The organism is Mannheimia sp. E30BD (genome assembly GCF_041807785.1).
GTDB lineage: Bacteria > Pseudomonadota > Gammaproteobacteria > Enterobacterales > Pasteurellaceae > Mannheimia.
Window position 1 is genome coordinate 1 of sequence record NZ_JBGTYX010000006.1, and the last position, 15078, is coordinate 15078.

Genomic DNA, 15078 nt, shown 5'->3' on the forward strand with positions numbered 1-15078 from the left:
TTCTAGCGGTCACTTCAGCAACAAAAAATTCAAGAAGCTTTTTCTGCAAAGATTTCTTTAATTTACAATGGGTTATCTTCATTTTTGTAGTATAGCAGTGATGCTAATCTACTACAGCCCCTAAGATTTTTTCAGGTAGGGCGGTCATATCGCCTAGATTTGGCACATCGGGGAAACGGTGAGCTAATACCGCACAGGGGAATGGCTCAATTTCAGAGAACCACAAAGGCTTCCCTAAACCGTGCCACGCTACACTTGCGGCTTCGATACCGCTACAAATTGAACCGTAGGTGAATTGCATTTTTTCTCCAAAAAATAACCGCTTGCGGAACAAGCGGTTGGGTTAATTAGCGTTGAGCTGTACAAATTTTGCCATCGCAATCATTGCCTAACTCTAAGTAGTCGGCAGCAACTGCAAAGGCGGTTAAAAAGAGTATGATTTTTGCGTATTTCATCGGCTAATCCTTGAATTTTGGGTGCAGGAAACCGCCGCTTGATGTTTTACAAGCGGTCGGGTTTTGTGAATGTTTTACCAATTAGAATTTAGCTATACGCACTGATTTTGTCGGTTTAGCAAAATGGCTTTCGAGTTCACGCATTGGTCTGGGGTTATGCCCGAAGTCTGCTTCAGCGGTTAAGCGATAAACCAATTTACCGATGTCGTGTAAGTGTCTGCCGTATTCGTAAGCGATGGAATGAGCTTTTGGAGCGTATGAACTGCCTAGAGCTTCTAATGCTGGCGTAATCTCTTTAATGAAACCAGCCATATGATTAGCCTCGAACCATAACCACGCTAAATCGACTGCTTCGTGGTTGATGATGTTGTGGTTGAAGATTTTCTCGACTGGTTTTGGTGGTGCAAGCGGTCGAATTTCGGTGTTCTTTTGTAAATTTTCCAACTGGTTAAGGAACGCTCGCAATACCACTAAATGAAACTGTGGACTGATCCACGCTGTGTAAGCTATCACGATTTCTTTGCAGGCGTATGTGCTTGGATTTTTACCGCCTCGAACCGTTTTTACAGCCAAAGTAGAAATTCCTACTTTGCTTTCCTGTTCTATTTCTGCAATAAGATCTTTGGTTTGCTGATTAGATAAGAATAAAACGGGTTTGTGTTTTGCCTCTCCGCCACTAGCTTTATGTAGATCCGTTAAAGAATATAGATTTTCAAAAGTGCGGATTGAATTTGAGAAGATTTGTAGATTTGACATTTTGTGTACCTATTAGATTTAGTAAATAATCCGAAAACCTTAGTAGGGTGATCGGGCTTCAACTACCGCTAATAGTCGGCGGAACTTATTTCCGTGAAGGTGTTGTATTAGGTTCTCTCGACCCGATCTTTGAAATCTGCATATATGCAGATTTAGGATTTTTGTAAATTTTAGGTACAAAAAAACCGCTTGCTGTCGGGTGCGGATAACCGCTATTAGTTAGTAGTGCGGTTATCTTATCGAAAGAGCGGTTGGAATGTCAATTAATTTTTCAATTCGTATGTTTTTAACACTAATTCTTTGTAGGCTTGGATAAGCGGTTCAAATGGCTGTTCATCTTCCAAATTTGTTGGAAATGCAAAATTTTCTGTTACATCTTGGAAAACAAAATTAATCAATGTATCGCTGATGTAGTAAGCAGTAATGACAAGACTTGTAAGTGTTTTAGGATAGCTGTTTTCGTTTTCTTCCAGAGCCAGGGCTAGTTTGAAGGTTATATTTGGTTCACCCTGCGCATTAAATTGAGCTTTAAGTTGGAAAAACTCGATAGGTTCATTATTCTCATCAAGTAATCTGACATATGGTTCTGTCGGCTCTTGATTGAATTGTTTGCGGTAAAGCTTTTCGAGCAAACCGAGATCGGTGGCAAGTGCAATTTGAAGTTGGCGAATTTGTTCCCGTAGTAGTGCTCTGCGTTGAGAAAGTTTATTTGTGTATTGGGAATATTGTTTACATAAATCTTGATAGGTAAGCGTTGTCATTTTGTTCTCCTGTTTGAATTTTAGGTACAAAAAAAGCCGTTGAGGAACGGCTTGGAATCAGTGTTATCTTAATCCGAAGTTTGGCGGTTGTCAATAATGCGGTTTATTTAACCACGACCGCAAACGTGGTATACTTGTTTTGCAAGCACAAGTAATAGGGCGTTATGAAACGTGTTCTTTTACTTAATAAGAGGTATTACTTATGTTTAATTCTTTTTGGCTTTGGTTTAAAGCAAATCACAATAAAATCATTACCTCTCTAAAAGGCTTTCTAGGTATTTTTTGTGTCTGTGTTTTTATCTTGGTGATAATTTCTTCCAATATGGATATTCCTGAGAATTCAATAAAAAATTGGTTATCCTTATTGAGTATTTATGCAGGTGTTATTAGCGGTTCAACTTTAATTTTATTACTCATTTCTTATCTTTCTCCTGATGAAATAAAAGGGGATCATACTGTTATTTCTGGGAAGTCTATTCTTGATAATATGGAAAAAGAGATGACAGAAGAAGAAAAATTGCAAGAATACACTGAATTTAAAACTCAGGGAACAAGGTCTCGTATTTATTCTGCTATTCAGCAACAAGAAAAGAAGTCAGTTATTAATCTAGTACTTGGTATTATTTTTAGCATAACCGGTGCATTGGCATTATTATACTTAGTCCATAATATCAGCTTTACACCTAAGGATACTTTAGACTTTATTTCTAATTTTCTACCGAGGTTATCCTTAGTATTATTAATTGAAACCTTTGCTTATTTCTTTTTGCGATTATATAAAGATAATTTAAAAGAAATTAAATATTGGCATAACGAATTAACTGCTATCTAACATCGTATTTTAGCTTTTAACCTTGCTCTAAAACGAGGAGATATAGAACTACTAAATACTATTTCTACTCACTTTGGACAATTTGATAAAAGTTCTTCACTAGATAGCAGTCAAAACTTCACGTTCTTTGCTGATTTTTTAGAAAAAATCATTAAGTCTTAAAAAAATAATTATTGACTAAATAGGTACATTAAAATGAAACAAGATATTAATGTACCTATACCCACTTCAATCATAATGTAACTCCTTCTTAATTTTCTACACTTCTTTTACCAGTCAAAAACTCCAACACCTCAACAGCCTCCTCTTTGGTCTCAAACTCCAAATCCAGCCGCCAAACAGAATTTTTATTAAGATGTGATTCGGGGTAAATACTATCGGTTAGAGGCTTCGGCAATGCTTTAACTGCGGTAGACACATTAGGGTTATAAAGTCCGCCACCTAACATTGCATAACCGGCAATGTCTTGATAATTGTCTTGATGATTTGCTCCGTTATTTAAAATTCGGGCAATTTTGAATAACATCATCTCAACGGCGATTTGCTGTTGCCAAGTAAGCTTTTCTGCGTGTGAGTCGCTGACTTTGCGTAAACCACCATAAATCTTGGCGAAACTGTTGTAGTTGCCGTGTTGTTGTTCACGTTCATCTAAAATATGTTGGGTTGTTTTCATTGTATTTTTCCTTTATAGTTCGCCTACCTTTCTGGTGATCCAAATAATTGCTTGGACATTCGGGATTCTGAATCCGTCATTACGTGGTTATATGGATTGGTTGGGGGTGGGTTTATCTCTACCAACGTTGAACCGCTCAATTTTGCGATTAATCAGCATAATGGCGTTTTGTCGGCTGTATTGTGGGTAGGTTGTGTGCTGTAATTTGCCGTCATAAAAAAACTTGGCGATAAATCGTTTATCTACCCCAACAATCTCAACACTGGCATCAATTTTTCGTGCCATATTTCCCTCCGCAGTATTGGTTGCCGTTGCTTTCCACTTGCCAAACACCTTGATTTCGTTCACATTTGTAACGTTGCATTTTTATGTGGTCGTCATAATCCATTCGCCCGACAATGCCTAATAGCAAAATTAGCAAGGCAAATGGGGCAAATTGTTTCATTTTGTTCATAGGATTGTCCTTTGGGTGAAAAAAGCCCACGTTTTACGGTGGGCAAATGGAGCAACTTGCGTCTAGTTGTGGGTATTCCGAAACACACTTGGTGAAATATGCTTTGGAATAAGTGCCTTTCTTTATACTTGTAAGGCTCAAGTCCTCTTGTGTGCGGCCACATCGAGGAGTAAAATGTTTTCTGCGACCAAAATTTAATCAAGGAGAACATTATGAAAAAATCAAGTGCAGATACCCTTGCTTTACTTTTCGCAAGAGATATTGCTCGTACACCTAGCTCATCAAATAATTCATCTGCTAATGAATTAAACCGATACTCAGCAGAAGCTATTGCTGATTTCGTTGAAGTTCTTTCAAAGAGATTTGAAGCATTGGATGAAACAGTAAATTTACCTATGGTATTTAATGCTTATAAGAGTCAATCAGACAGATAGCTTTACAAGTTAATTTCGCTAATTCGTCTGGTGGATAATCAGTATTTCTTGCCACACTTTCTAAAATAGCCTGTTTGATTCGATTTTTATCGCTACCAGACAGGCTTTCCTCTTTAAAACTCACTTCCAAATTTTTAATACTCCCCATTTGTTCATTCAAAAGGGCTAATTTGGCGATTTCAAAATTTTTGTTTTTCATAATTACCTCGTTTTTAAATTATTCCAAAACCCATTCATAATAGGCTTTGGAATAAATGCGTGTCTGCCCACGCCGTCGCCCGCCCGGCTTTCGCCATTCCGTCAGGTGCTGCTTGTATCCGTACTTACTCAAACTTGAGATAAGCGTGATTGCTTAGGACTAATACCAGTGTTGCCTTTTCAGCTCTCCACACTTTGCAAGTGTGTTGCCTAAACCTTGCCACCTCTTTTTGGCAAGTCGTTCAAATTTGTATGTCAGGGTCTAACCAACCTTGCCGAGTGATAAAGCATTACTTTACAACTGCTCGAGGTTGTTAATATCGTCCGCACAAGCACTAAATTTTTAAAGAGCATTGAGCCGTAGCTCGTTTGATGGAAGCTTATTAAGAAAACTTAAATTTTAAGCCAATATAAATTTAAGTTTATTTAATAAAAATTTTAAGACTTCTTAAAAAATCAATTGGTTACGAGTTTTCACCTGATTGTTTTTTAAACTAAAAAAATCTGATTATTGAGATTGTGATATTGCTCACAGACTAGAAAATCAGTTTTTGGGAGAATAGGGATATTGATTATGGAGGTTGTATGAAAAAACTACTGATAACTTTATGTTGTTTACCTGCTTTTTCTTTTGCCAATGAAACTGGGGAAAGTTGTTCTAAGGTTGAAGATAGTTCAAAACGCTTGGAATGTTACGATAGTGTCTTTATAAAAAAAGATGCCGGCAAAGATGAGGCTACCGTTGAAAAATCTAAGTGGGAATATGAACAAGAGAAAGATGAATTGCGTAATGCTACAACTTATCTTGCGAGAATAAGATCGACTAATACAATAGATTTTGGTTTTCCGTATGATTCATCCGGACTGAATTTAATGCTACGCAAAGATCCTAAATATGGAAATGATGTCATTTTCAGCATTCATGGACAGTTTAATGGCTGTATGATTGATAGTTGTAAAATTACGGTGAAGTTTGATGATGGTAAATTGGAAAGTTATCGAATGGTTGGAGCGGATGGCGGCAGCAATGATACGCTTTTCATCGAAAATGCAAAAGCAATGAAAACTTTTGTAGATAAGCTGAAAAAGTCGAAAAAATTAATTGTAGAGGCGAGCTTTTACAATTATGGCAAAGGACAATTTACTTTTGATACACAAGACCTAGAATGGAAACATTTTTAATTAAAAGCCACACTCAAATGTGGCTTTATATAAGGTTGTAAATCTTGTCGATACGTTGATACTTGGCTTGGAATGATCGATAGATAATCCCAACACATTTTAAATATGCTTGATCCATATTTGCAAATTGTTCAGCGTTATTCTCTGGCTTTTGCTTATTGACCTGTTCTACATCTAAAGTGCCGTATAGATATAGATCCGAAAAAGGGAGATCAATATTGGATTTTAGAATTGATCTATCATTTTTTAAAGTGTGAATAATAAAACTTGCAATACTTATTTTTGATGAAATATTAGCAACATATATATGAGAATTTGGTCGTTCTTGCCTGTTATCTAAAAAAAAATGAGATGCTTGTTCTTGCATATCTCTTAATACTGCAAGTAATTCATCAACCAACATTTTATCTTCATTGCGGAGAGCAAATATTTGAGCAATTTTGTAACTTAGCCATAGACCATAAACACTAATAACCAAAGCTATAAAGGCGATAGTATCCGTCACTGCTAACTCCTTCTTTGTAATCTATCTTGCTCTTCTTCATCTAAAAATTTCTTAATTTGAATTTCATAAAATGGAAAGCTACTAATGATACGTAGTTTATTCAGTACTTCCGATAGTGTCATATTTTCAAACCTAATCAAACCGCCAAAAGCTTCATGTAAAAAAGACGAACCAGGCGGTGCAATACCGTTGAAATCAATATGTACTTCATCCTCTGTCTCAAAAGCTGGTTTTAATTTTTGAATACGAAATCTCTTTCCATTAAATGGACCATCTTCATCTGTTCGCCCATAAGGTGTCCTTGAAAAATCATCAGCAATTTTAATCAACATTCATTCATCCTCTAAAAGAGTTAAGGTCCACACAACTAGAGTCCCGTTTATTGGAGCCAATACTTGGCTTGTTACACATCTATCGGAAGCAATTCCATCATTATATTGAAATAGATATATTAAGTTATCAGTATAGACCGTAAGTCTTTCAGTTTCAACATTCTGGCTAATTACTTGCTTAATATTTTCTGAACCTTTCCCTCGTTTTCTATTGTTATAACGGGTATATCCTTCTGTCATAGCCTCTCTCAAACACTCAGTATCAGTAAGATTCTCTTTAGAGTAACTTCCTAATATACCACAGCCCATATCATAAACTAAAAAGACAAAGGTCCTTTTACTACGTTGATACCAACTACATTGCCACCACCGACCTTTACCAATCTTATTACATAATGATTGTTTAGTAATATAAGCATGATTTTTTACATTCAGGATAGCCTCACTTACACCTTGATGTAACAAAAATTGTTGTTCAATACTTATTTCTTCTCGAAGAATCATTTCCCAATTACTTAATACCATATCATCAAAACGGTCCGAATTTCCGGATTGGTAGAAATTATTTCTGGTTGTAAGAGCTATAATATCTTCTTCACTAGAAGCCTCTAAAGCACTATGTAATCCTGTAGAGATAAAAAGAGCGTAACCATTTGGATTACTATCCTGAGTAGGGTAAATAATCTGAATGTGATTTTGCTTCTTCTTAGTGCGATTGCGACAACGCATAGAATGTATTTGAGCAAATAGAACAAGGGTTGTTTCAGCATAAGCATCTATAGTATTAGATAAATCTATAGTTATATCTACTCCCTTTAAAAAGTGAGTTTCCAAACTATTGATAAATTCAATGCTCCTTTCTCTATCTACTTTATCTGTCTCTGAAAATGTAAAAATAGTTGGGCTATATAAAGTAATGGAGGTCATTAAATTATCTCTTTCTACGATAAATACGATGCTCTAACATTGTGCCGATAATTCGGATTTCTTGTTTTAGTGTTGATAATTTATGGTAATCAGGATTAAGGGCGATCAGCTCGAAATGTTGTCTTCCGTGTTCGTCTAAGTCTTCTAACGGACGGTATTTTTTGAAAGTAGCCTCATAATCACCATTAATCGCTGCCACAAACTCACCGGCGTGAGGTTGTTCTGTTGGGTCAATAATAACAACATCACCTTCAATAAAATCAGGGTTCATTGAATCGCCTTTAATTTCTAAAGCAAAGGCATTTTCAGACACATCAAGATCAGTAAGGATATATTCATAATCCCCACAGGTTTCACGAAAATCGTCAATTCCCGTCCATTGTCCGGCTTGAATATAGCTAATTAATGGGACTTTAGTCATACCGAGGCTAGCAGGTAGAACATTAGACTCTCCATTACCACGCAAGAGCCAACTAATATCGCATTGCAATACTGTAGATAAATCCAAAATATTCTCTGAATTTGGCTTAGTCGTACTACTTTCCCATTGAGATACTGCAACGTGTGAGACCCCTTTTAACGCAGTAGCAAGATCTTTCTGTGTCAATTTTAATTCTTTTCTACGGCTTTTAATTCTATCGCCCAAGGTCTGAGTATTCATAGTATCCCCTTAAAGGTAAAAATAAAGTTGCTGTTAAGTTATCTTAACATTTATTGACTTAAGTTTCCTTTAATTATATATTTAAGAGATCTTAAATAAAATTTAAGAAAGGAATTAAGAAAATATGAAAAAAGATGATGTACTCGAACATTTCGGAACTCTAGAAAAAGTGGCGGCAACTTTAGGGATTAGTGTGTCAGCTGTTTCTCAATGGGGCGAGATTATGCCTTATTCCCTCTATTGAATAAGTCGCACAAGTTTACTTGTTAGGGTCTAACCAACCTTGCCGAACTATCAACTATTAGCTGACAGTTGCTCGAGGTTGTTAATATCGTTCGCACAAGCACCAAATTGTTAAAGAGCATTGAGCCGTAGCTCGTTTTGATGGGGTTGTTATCACAAATTGAAATCAATATTTAAACACAAAATGAAATCAAAACAGCAAAAATAAATTTCATTTTGTTATTAATTAATTGATCTTAAAGAGAAATTATTTTAGAAAGGTTGTTTGATTGATCAATTAATAAGCAGATCAAGGCTGCAAGCGGTCGTTTTTAGTAAGAATTTTGCAGATGAATTATGTTTTATTTATAAATTGTGAATTATAGTTCACATTTATATGTGAAAGTATTATAATGGGAGCAGTGGAGGAGAGATGATTCAGATTAAATCAACAACAGTTTTTAAACAGTGGCTTGATGATTTAAAAGATTTACGAGCAAGGGCAAAAATTCAAACTCGTATTAAGCGTTTGCAGCTGGGCAACTTTGGCGATGTAAAAGCTGTTGGCGAGGGAATATCAGAACTACGCATTACAGAGGGCAAAGGGTATCGGGTATATCTGAAAAATCAGAATGGCATTATTGTTATTTTATTATGTGGTGGCGATAAATCGACACAAGAGAATGATATTAAAAAGGCAAAAGCCTTAGCAAAAGAATTAGGAGTGTAATATGGTCGAATTACAAGATTTTGATATGGCGGAACATTTAAGAAGTGAAGAGGAAATCCAGTGCTACTTAAATGAAGTATTGAAAGAAGATGATGTTGATTTAATTCTTTCTGCTTTAGGCGATATAGCGAAAGCCCGTAATATGAGCCAGTTGGCGAGAGAAGTTGGGGTAAGCCGTGAGGGATTATATAAAGCCTTTTCGGGTAAGGGAAATCCTACTTTTTCAACCGTTCTTAAAGTAATGAAAGCCCTTAATCTTACTTTCGAAGTAAAGCAATCTGCACACGCATAATAAAGCCCTCTTCGGAGGGTTTTATTGTTCTTGGTTTATACAATGAAGACCGCTATCAGTGCTGCGGATATGCTGAATGATAAAGTTTTGCAAACGCCACTTTACTGTAAGTATCAATAAACGTTTGTTGATAAATACGCCCCACTCCTTTGAGGTTGCCCACATAGAAAGTATCTTGTGAGCCAAGATAGCCAGGGTGTGCCGTTTCAATTTCACCACAGGCAATCTCATCTTCTTTCTTACGCTCTAAGGCTTGTACCTGTGCTTCACTGAGTATAATACCTTGTTCTGCAACCAGTTTTTCCAGGGCGATTAATCTTTGCTTAAAATTGGCAAGATGATGACGTAACCAAATCGAACGTACACCTCCTGCTGAAACAAAGATGCCTTGTTTACGGAGTTCGTTACTCACTCTTACCTGCCCAAATACCGGGTTATCAAGAGCAAACTTCACAACAGCTTGCTCTATTGCCTCATCAACACGATTTTTTAAGTTGGGAACGCGTCTATTTTGATTCAGCAATGCATCAACACCACCTTGCTCAACCGCTTGTTGATAACGATAGAATGTATCTCGGCTCATTCCCATTACTTTGCAGGCTTGAGAAATATTACCCAGTTCTTCTGCTAAATTTAATAAACCGGTCTTGTGTTTAATGAGAGGGTTGTTAGAATAAAACATGAGAGTTTCCTTTTTGTTTAGATTGATTTTTGACACTCATATTCTAAACGGGAAACTCTCACTTTTTAGAGTGAATTGTCAGATCAAGTCTGATCTTCTACACTTAATTCAAGGGCTGAGTTCTGTATTCCACAGGGCTGAGTCCTTTTAGTTTCACTTGAATACACTCATTATTGTAGTAATGAATGTACTCGTGAATCGTTTGTTTAAGTTCGGCAAAGGTTTCAAACCGCTTACCAAAGTAACATTCCGTTTTGAGCCGCCCGAAAAAACTTTCCATCGCACTGTTATCCAAGCAATTTCCTTTTCTTGACATACTTTGTGTCATACCATTCTGCTTCAACAGCGTTTGGTACGCCTTCATTTGATACTGCCAACCTTCGTCGGAATGTAATATCGGTTTTGTGCCGTTAAGCCTTGCCATAGCTTGATTCATCATTCGAGTAATCTACTCAAAGTTCGGGTGTTCTACCAAGCCATAGTCGATAATTTCGCCATTAAATAAATCCTTAATCGGTGATAAATAAAGTTTACCTTCCGCAAATTTGAATTCAGTAATGTCTGTGCCCCATTTCTCATCGGGTTTTGTAGCATTAAAATCTTGGTGTAACCAATGCACAATCGCAGCATTTTTATCCACTTTAATCTGCAAGATAGTAAAAGAAGGTGTTGCGTTTTAAGCCGATAAGGCGTAGCAGGATTTCAAGCGGAAATTGCTCTCGTAATGTCTTTACGACATTGGCTTTTTCTGCATTTTGGCTTGGTTGAGTTCCTGCAACTTTTTTAAAATCGCATTCTCTGCTTCAAGCTCCAAAATACGGTAATGCAAGCGCTCAGGGGAGGGCATTTTGGGTATTTCGGTTTCATTGACAGACTCCGTTTTGGTTTAGGTAATAAGCCGTTTACACCTTGTTTATCAAAGGCTTGCAACCATTGGCTAATAATCCCCGAATTAGCAATCCCAAAATAAAGGCAAGCATATTCTGCAGAAAATTGCCCATTTTTAACCGCTTGTACAACAGATAATTTAAGTTAGGGGCAAGTAGATTTGCTTTTTATCTAAAACAGCTAACCTATTGATACTATTATGATTATATTGCTGAACCCAGCGTTGTAATGTTTTAGCCGTAAGCTGAAAATGCTGACGAGTAAGTGACCTATTTTTCCTATTTTGAAAATAAAATTCTATCGCTTATTGTTTGAAAGATTGGTTGTATTTAGTCATAAAAAATCTGCACCTTAATCAGTTAGTTTTTAGTCCAACTTTGGGGTGCAGATCAATTCACTAAATGGCTTTTATTTATCTTAAATTATGCTGCAAACGGATCGCGTAAAATCATTGTTTCTATACGATCTGGGCCGGTTGAGAGAATATCTACTGGTACACCAACTAACTCTTCAATACGTTTGATATAGTCTAATGCGGCTTGTGGTAACTCTTCACGTTTGGCTACACGGAAGGTGTTTTCAGACCAACCCGGCATTGTTTCATAAATTGGTTCCACACCTTCCCAGTCTTTTGCGGCAAGTGGTGCATATTCGACTACTCTGCCGTCTGGCATTTTGTATGCTGTACAGATTTTTAGCTCTTTAAACCCATCTAAAACGTCTAGTTTGGTCATACAGAAACCAGAGATTGAGTTGATTTGTACTGCACGGCGAACTGCTACGGCATCAAACCAACCACAACGACGTGGGCGACCTGTTACAGCCCCAAACTCGTTACCCTTGCGAGCAATTTCAGCACCTACTTCATCAAATAATTCTGTGGTGAATGGACCACTACCTACACGAGTACAATACGCTTTGATAATACCTAATACATAGTCTAGGTTACGAGGGCCGTAGCCAGAACCTGTTGCAACTCCACCTGCAGTGGTATTTGAGCTAGTCACGAATGGATAAGTACCGTGATCGATATCTAACATCGTGCCTTGTGCACCTTCAAATAAGATGTTATCGCCATTTTCACGAGCTTCGTGTAATAACGTGGTTACATCTGCTACCATTCCTTTGATGACATCAGCAACAGCGAATACATCATCTAAGGTTTTTTGATAATCTACCGCTTCTACTTTGTAATAATTTACTAATTGGAAGTTGTAGTAATCTAAAATATCTTTTAGTTTAGCCGCAAAATGTTCTTTGTCGAACAAATCACTTACACGCAAACCACGACGAGCTACTTTATCTTCATAAGCAGGGCCGATTCCACGACCAGTCGTGCCAATTTTATTTTTACCCAGTGCTGCTTCACGAGCGTGATCCATCGCAACGTGGTAAGGTAAAATTAATGGGCAAGCCTCAGAGATTTTTAAACGCTCACGCACATTAATACCACGCTCTTCTAATTCGCCCATTTCTTTCATTAAGGCTTCTGGCGAAAGCACTACACCATTACCGATTAAGCAAGTTACATTATCACGCAAAATACCTGATGGAATAAGGCGAAGAACGGTTTTCTCACCATTAATGATTAATGTATGACCTGCATTATGACCACCTTGATAACGCACTACATACTTCACACGATCTGTTAATAAATCAACAATTTTGCCTTTACCCTCATCGCCCCACTGAGCCCCGAGAATCGCAACACTTTTACCCATAGAAAAATCCCCTTAATCAGAATGAATACATTAACCTATTATAATATTGCAAGCGGTCAATTTGTAGGAGCGAATTGCAATTCGCCCCCATATTGCAAAATTTTTATAAAAACCAACCGCTTGTAATCATTGAAATAGGTAAAAAAATCAAAACCCGATACAAGATCGGGTTTTATAGATACAACTATTTTGTAGGAGCTTGCATAAAGCGTAAAAACTCACTATTTGGCTTCAATAACATCATATTATTTTGCCCTTCCGCAAAGCTGTCTTCATACGCTTTTAGGCTTCGAATAAAGCTATAAAATTCTGGCTCATTACTAAATGCTTCTGAATAAAGTTTTGCCGCTTGTGCATCACCCTCGCCTCGTAATGTTTGAGCTGTTTTATTCGCATTTGCCAAAATTAAAGTTACTTTTTTATCTACTTCAGCACGAATAATTTCTGCTTTCTCGTTACCTTGTGAGCGATGTTCACGAGCAACCGCATCACGCTCTGCACGCATACGTTGGTAAATTGAAGATGAAACTTCATTCGGTAAGTTGATCTGTTTTACACGCACATCAACCACTTCTATACCTAAACGCTCTGTACCATCTTCACCAGCATTTAATGCTTTTTGAGCTCCAGCCATTAACTCGCCACGAGAACCAGATACAATGTCTTTAATGGTACGAGAACCAATTTCAGAACGCAGACGGTCACTAACTTTACGGCGTAAAAGATCAGCTGCTTTTTGATAGTCGCTACCTGTTGAGGTATAGAATTGACCAAAATCACTGATTCGCCATTTTACATAGGAATCGACCAAGAGGTCTTTTTTCTCTACCGTTACAAAGCGATCTTCTTGCCCATCTAAGGTTTGAATTCGGGCATCTAGCACTTTCAAACTATCAATAAATGGCATTTTGAAGTGAATACCCGGTTGGTAAACCACGACTTTTTGATCGCTATCACGATGAACTTTGTTAAAACGTAACATAATGCCACGTTCACCTTCATTTACAATAGTTACTGCTTGTAGAACAATAAATGCCACCACAGCCAGTACAGGTAATAATAATTTACGCATTATTAAAATCTCCCTTTACGAGTTTGTTCTGCCGGCTGTTCTACCTGTTGTGGTTGAACCTGTGTTTTAGGTTGAACAATTTGCGGTGTTACAATTTGTGCTGGAACAGCAGGTTGCTCTACCTTAGTTGCTGATGGGTTATTCATTAATTTATCAAAAGGCAATACATTGAGGTTATTACCTGATGAATCCATTACGACTTTAGGTGTATTTTTCATCACTTTTTCCATCGTTTGGATATATAAACGCTCACGAGTAAGCTCTGGCGAAGCCTTGTATTGTGGTAATAATTGGCTTAAACGCTCCACTTCCCCTTTTGCATTTAACACAACTGCCTCTTTATAGGCTTCCGCTTGTTCAATCGTACGTTGAGCTTGACCACGTGCAATTGGCTCTTCCCCTCTTGCATAGGCTTCCGCTTCACGGATTAAACGTTGTTCATCTTCTTGTGCTTTAATTGCATCATCAAAGGCAGCTTTTACATCTTCAGGCGGACGAGCGTATTGGAAGTTTACATCTGTTACCAGCAAGCCCATATCATAGGTTTTAATGATTTCACGCAAGGTAGCCCACGTTCTTTCACGCACCGTTGCTCGACCTGTGGTTAGAATTTCGTCCATTGTCATATGACCGATTACATAACGTAACGCACTATCTGTCGCTTGTTTTAAACTTTCATCAGGGTTGCTCACACTAAATAGATATTTAGCAGGATCTTCCACACGATACTGAACCGTCATTTCAACTTGAACCATATTTTCGTCTTGAGTAAGCATTGAGCCGTTTGTATTTAACTCAGAAACTCGCTCTACATTTACTCGCGTTACAGCATCAATAAATGTTGGTTTCCAGTTTAAACCCGGCATCACGATATTATCAAGTTTACCTAAACGGGTAACAACACCTCGTTCTGCCTCTTGTACCGTATAAAATCCTGAACCTGCCCACACCACAGCGGCAAGCCCTAAAATAACAGGCAGAAGTTTGCCAAAGCCAGCACCGTTTGGGTTACGAGAGCCATTATTAGGAGACTTGCCACCACCTATTTTTTTCAATAGGCTGCTGAAAACTTCTTCTAAATCAGGCGGTTGTTGTTCATTTCGTTGATTATTAGTTGGTCCTTGTTGTGAACCTTGAGCAGGACCTTGCTCTTGATCTTGTTCTTGCTGTTCAGGCTTTGGTTCAGCTCTTCTCTGCCCCGGCTTCCCCCAAGGGTCTTGCTGATTACCTGATTCATTCCACGACATAAATATCTCCAAAAATAAAATCGAATCGCACTTTAAAATTTAAAACGCAAGTTA

Annotated in this window: 19 protein-coding genes and 4 pseudogenes; 6 read left to right on the forward strand and 17 right to left on the reverse strand. The window is 37.5% G+C overall.

The genetic code is table 11. The features are described from left to right. The 4 genes and pseudogenes from ACERCG_RS05255 to ACERCG_RS05270 all read right to left on the reverse strand — a co-directional run. A pseudogene (locus ACERCG_RS05255) lies at positions 1-82 on the reverse strand (IS1595 family transposase); the annotation flags it as partial. A gap of 39 nt (positions 83-121) precedes the next feature. Then, a pseudogene (locus ACERCG_RS05260) lies at positions 122-301 on the reverse strand (DNA cytosine methyltransferase); the annotation flags it as partial. A 235-nt stretch (positions 302-536) separates the two neighbouring features. Continuing rightward, complete coding sequence (locus ACERCG_RS05265) at positions 537-1211, reverse strand: P22AR C-terminal domain-containing protein (RefSeq protein ID WP_373611008.1); 675 nt, start codon at positions 1209-1211, stop codon at positions 537-539. Positions 1212-1474: 263 nt separating this feature from the next. Continuing rightward, positions 1475-1972, reverse strand: a complete 498-nt coding sequence (locus tag ACERCG_RS05270) for a hypothetical protein (RefSeq protein ID WP_373611009.1) — start codon at positions 1970-1972, stop codon at positions 1475-1477. A gap of 202 nt (positions 1973-2174) precedes the next feature. Between ACERCG_RS05270 and ACERCG_RS05275 the strand changes: the two genes are divergently transcribed. Next, a complete protein-coding gene (locus tag ACERCG_RS05275) occupies positions 2175-2804 on the forward strand; it encodes a hypothetical protein (protein ID WP_373611010.1) in 630 nt (209 codons plus the stop codon). Positions 2805-3054: 250 nt separating this feature from the next. Here ACERCG_RS05275 and ACERCG_RS05280 read toward each other — a convergent pair whose 3' ends face one another. The 3 genes from ACERCG_RS05280 to ACERCG_RS05290 form a co-directional block, all read right to left on the reverse strand. After that, positions 3055-3477, reverse strand: a complete 423-nt coding sequence (locus tag ACERCG_RS05280) for a DUF6378 domain-containing protein (protein ID WP_373611011.1) — start codon at positions 3475-3477, stop codon at positions 3055-3057. An 87-nt stretch (positions 3478-3564) separates the two neighbouring features. Further along, positions 3565-3762 (reverse strand): hypothetical protein, encoded by a 198-nt coding sequence (locus tag ACERCG_RS05285; RefSeq protein WP_373611012.1) that lies wholly within the window; start codon positions 3760-3762, stop codon positions 3565-3567. Further along, complete coding sequence (locus tag ACERCG_RS05290) at positions 3746-3931, reverse strand: hypothetical protein (protein WP_373611013.1); 186 nt, start codon at positions 3929-3931, stop codon at positions 3746-3748. Before ACERCG_RS05290 ends, ACERCG_RS05285 begins: the two co-directional genes overlap by 17 nt. Positions 3932-4143: 212 nt before the next feature. Here ACERCG_RS05290 and ACERCG_RS05295 point away from each other — a divergent pair, with 212 nt between their 5' ends. After that, complete coding sequence (locus ACERCG_RS05295; RefSeq protein ID WP_318007587.1) at positions 4144-4365, forward strand: hypothetical protein; 222 nt, start codon at positions 4144-4146, stop codon at positions 4363-4365. Here ACERCG_RS05295 and ACERCG_RS05300 read toward each other — a convergent pair. Continuing rightward, positions 4334-4564: a hypothetical protein gene (locus ACERCG_RS05300; RefSeq protein ID WP_373611014.1), complete on the reverse strand. Its 231-nt coding sequence runs from the start codon at positions 4562-4564 to the stop codon at positions 4334-4336. The two genes, ACERCG_RS05295 and ACERCG_RS05300, sit on opposite strands and share 32 nt — an antisense overlap. A gap of 584 nt (positions 4565-5148) precedes the next feature. Between ACERCG_RS05300 and ACERCG_RS05305 the strand changes: the two genes are divergently transcribed. Beyond that, a complete protein-coding gene (locus ACERCG_RS05305; RefSeq protein ID WP_373611015.1) occupies positions 5149-5745 on the forward strand; it encodes a hypothetical protein in 597 nt (198 codons plus the stop codon). A 25-nt stretch (positions 5746-5770) separates the two neighbouring features. On the opposite strand, the gene ACERCG_RS05310 is transcribed toward ACERCG_RS05305, so the two are convergent. The 4 genes from ACERCG_RS05310 to ACERCG_RS05325 are packed head-to-tail and all read right to left on the reverse strand — an operon-like array spanning position 5771 to position 8170. Continuing rightward, complete coding sequence (locus ACERCG_RS05310) at positions 5771-6250, reverse strand: hypothetical protein (protein ID WP_373611016.1); 480 nt, start codon at positions 6248-6250, stop codon at positions 5771-5773. Positions 6251-6252: 2 nt separating this feature from the next. Next, on the reverse strand, positions 6253-6582 hold the full coding sequence (locus ACERCG_RS05315; protein WP_373611017.1) for an STAS-like domain-containing protein: 330 nt from the start codon (positions 6580-6582) through the stop codon (positions 6253-6255). Further along, positions 6583-7509 (reverse strand): hypothetical protein, encoded by a 927-nt coding sequence (locus tag ACERCG_RS05320; RefSeq protein WP_373611018.1) that lies wholly within the window; start codon positions 7507-7509, stop codon positions 6583-6585. 4 nt (positions 7510-7513) lie between these two features. Continuing rightward, a complete protein-coding gene (locus tag ACERCG_RS05325) occupies positions 7514-8170 on the reverse strand; it encodes a LexA family protein (RefSeq protein ID WP_373611019.1) in 657 nt (218 codons plus the stop codon). A 124-nt stretch (positions 8171-8294) separates the two neighbouring features. On the opposite strand from ACERCG_RS05325, the gene ACERCG_RS05330 reads away from it, so the two are divergent. From ACERCG_RS05330 to ACERCG_RS05340, 3 genes are all read left to right on the forward strand, one after another. Next, positions 8295-8414 carry a Cro/CI family transcriptional regulator gene (locus tag ACERCG_RS05330; protein WP_373611020.1) on the forward strand — a complete coding sequence of 40 codons (120 nt, stop codon included), beginning with the start codon at positions 8295-8297 and terminating at the stop codon, positions 8412-8414. Positions 8415-8825: 411 nt separating this feature from the next. Next, complete coding sequence (locus ACERCG_RS05335) at positions 8826-9122, forward strand: type II toxin-antitoxin system RelE/ParE family toxin (protein ID WP_373611021.1); 297 nt, start codon at positions 8826-8828, stop codon at positions 9120-9122. 1 nt (position 9123) lies between these two features. Further along, positions 9124-9414 carry an addiction module antidote protein gene (locus tag ACERCG_RS05340; protein ID WP_373611022.1) on the forward strand — a complete coding sequence of 97 codons (291 nt, stop codon included), beginning with the start codon at positions 9124-9126 and terminating at the stop codon, positions 9412-9414. Between the two features lie 64 nt (positions 9415-9478). Here the strand turns inward: ACERCG_RS05340 and ACERCG_RS05345 are convergent. The 5 genes and pseudogenes from ACERCG_RS05345 to hflK form a co-directional block, all read right to left on the reverse strand. After that, positions 9479-10096 (reverse strand): annotated as a pseudogene (locus ACERCG_RS05345) (helix-turn-helix domain-containing protein); the annotation flags it as partial. Between the two features lie 103 nt (positions 10097-10199). Then, positions 10200-11285: pseudogene (locus ACERCG_RS05350) on the reverse strand (IS3 family transposase). A 121-nt stretch (positions 11286-11406) separates the two neighbouring features. Continuing rightward, positions 11407-12705: an adenylosuccinate synthase gene (gene purA, locus ACERCG_RS05355; protein WP_373611023.1), complete on the reverse strand. Its 1299-nt coding sequence runs from the start codon at positions 12703-12705 to the stop codon at positions 11407-11409. A gap of 184 nt (positions 12706-12889) precedes the next feature. Then, positions 12890-13777: a protease modulator HflC gene (gene hflC / locus ACERCG_RS05360; protein ID WP_373611024.1), complete on the reverse strand. Its 888-nt coding sequence runs from the start codon at positions 13775-13777 to the stop codon at positions 12890-12892. A 2-nt stretch (positions 13778-13779) separates the two neighbouring features. Further along, positions 13780-15024 carry an FtsH protease activity modulator HflK gene (gene hflK, locus ACERCG_RS05365; RefSeq protein WP_373611025.1) on the reverse strand — a complete coding sequence of 415 codons (1245 nt, stop codon included), beginning with the start codon at positions 15022-15024 and terminating at the stop codon, positions 13780-13782. Between the last annotated feature and the right edge of the window lie 54 nt (positions 15025-15078).

Bases quoted from the DNA above. Each gene is read 5' to 3' on its own strand.
- ACERCG_RS05265 (WP_373611008.1), bottom strand. From the start codon at position 1,211: ATGTCAAATCTACAAATCTTCTCAAATTCAATCCGCACTTTTGAAAAT.
- ACERCG_RS05270 (WP_373611009.1), bottom strand. From the start codon at position 1,972: ATGACAACGCTTACCTATCAAGATTTATGTAAACAATATTCCCAATAC.
- ACERCG_RS05275 (WP_373611010.1), top strand. From the start codon at position 2,175: ATGTTTAATTCTTTTTGGCTTTGGTTTAAAGCAAATCACAATAAAATC.
- ACERCG_RS05280 (WP_373611011.1), bottom strand. From the start codon at position 3,477: ATGAAAACAACCCAACATATTTTAGATGAACGTGAACAACAACACGGC.
- ACERCG_RS05285 (WP_373611012.1), bottom strand. From the start codon at position 3,762: ATGGCACGAAAAATTGATGCCAGTGTTGAGATTGTTGGGGTAGATAAA.
- ACERCG_RS05290 (WP_373611013.1), bottom strand. From the start codon at position 3,931: ATGAACAAAATGAAACAATTTGCCCCATTTGCCTTGCTAATTTTGCTA.
- ACERCG_RS05295 (WP_318007587.1), top strand. From the start codon at position 4,144: ATGAAAAAATCAAGTGCAGATACCCTTGCTTTACTTTTCGCAAGAGAT.
- ACERCG_RS05300 (WP_373611014.1), bottom strand. From the start codon at position 4,564: ATGAAAAACAAAAATTTTGAAATCGCCAAATTAGCCCTTTTGAATGAA.
- ACERCG_RS05305 (WP_373611015.1), top strand. From the start codon at position 5,149: ATGAAAAAACTACTGATAACTTTATGTTGTTTACCTGCTTTTTCTTTT.
- ACERCG_RS05315 (WP_373611017.1), bottom strand. From the start codon at position 6,582: ATGTTGATTAAAATTGCTGATGATTTTTCAAGGACACCTTATGGGCGA.
- ACERCG_RS05320 (WP_373611018.1), bottom strand. From the start codon at position 7,509: ATGACCTCCATTACTTTATATAGCCCAACTATTTTTACATTTTCAGAG.
- ACERCG_RS05325 (WP_373611019.1), bottom strand. From the start codon at position 8,170: ATGAATACTCAGACCTTGGGCGATAGAATTAAAAGCCGTAGAAAAGAA.
- ACERCG_RS05330 (WP_373611020.1), top strand. From the start codon at position 8,295: ATGAAAAAAGATGATGTACTCGAACATTTCGGAACTCTAGAAAAAGTG.
- ACERCG_RS05335 (WP_373611021.1), top strand. From the start codon at position 8,826: ATGATTCAGATTAAATCAACAACAGTTTTTAAACAGTGGCTTGATGAT.
- ACERCG_RS05340 (WP_373611022.1), top strand. From the start codon at position 9,124: ATGGTCGAATTACAAGATTTTGATATGGCGGAACATTTAAGAAGTGAA.
- purA (WP_373611023.1), bottom strand. From the start codon at position 12,705: ATGGGTAAAAGTGTTGCGATTCTCGGGGCTCAGTGGGGCGATGAGGGT.
- hflC (WP_373611024.1), bottom strand. From the start codon at position 13,777: ATGCGTAAATTATTATTACCTGTACTGGCTGTGGTGGCATTTATTGTT.
- hflK (WP_373611025.1), bottom strand. From the start codon at position 15,024: ATGTCGTGGAATGAATCAGGTAATCAGCAAGACCCTTGGGGGAAGCCG.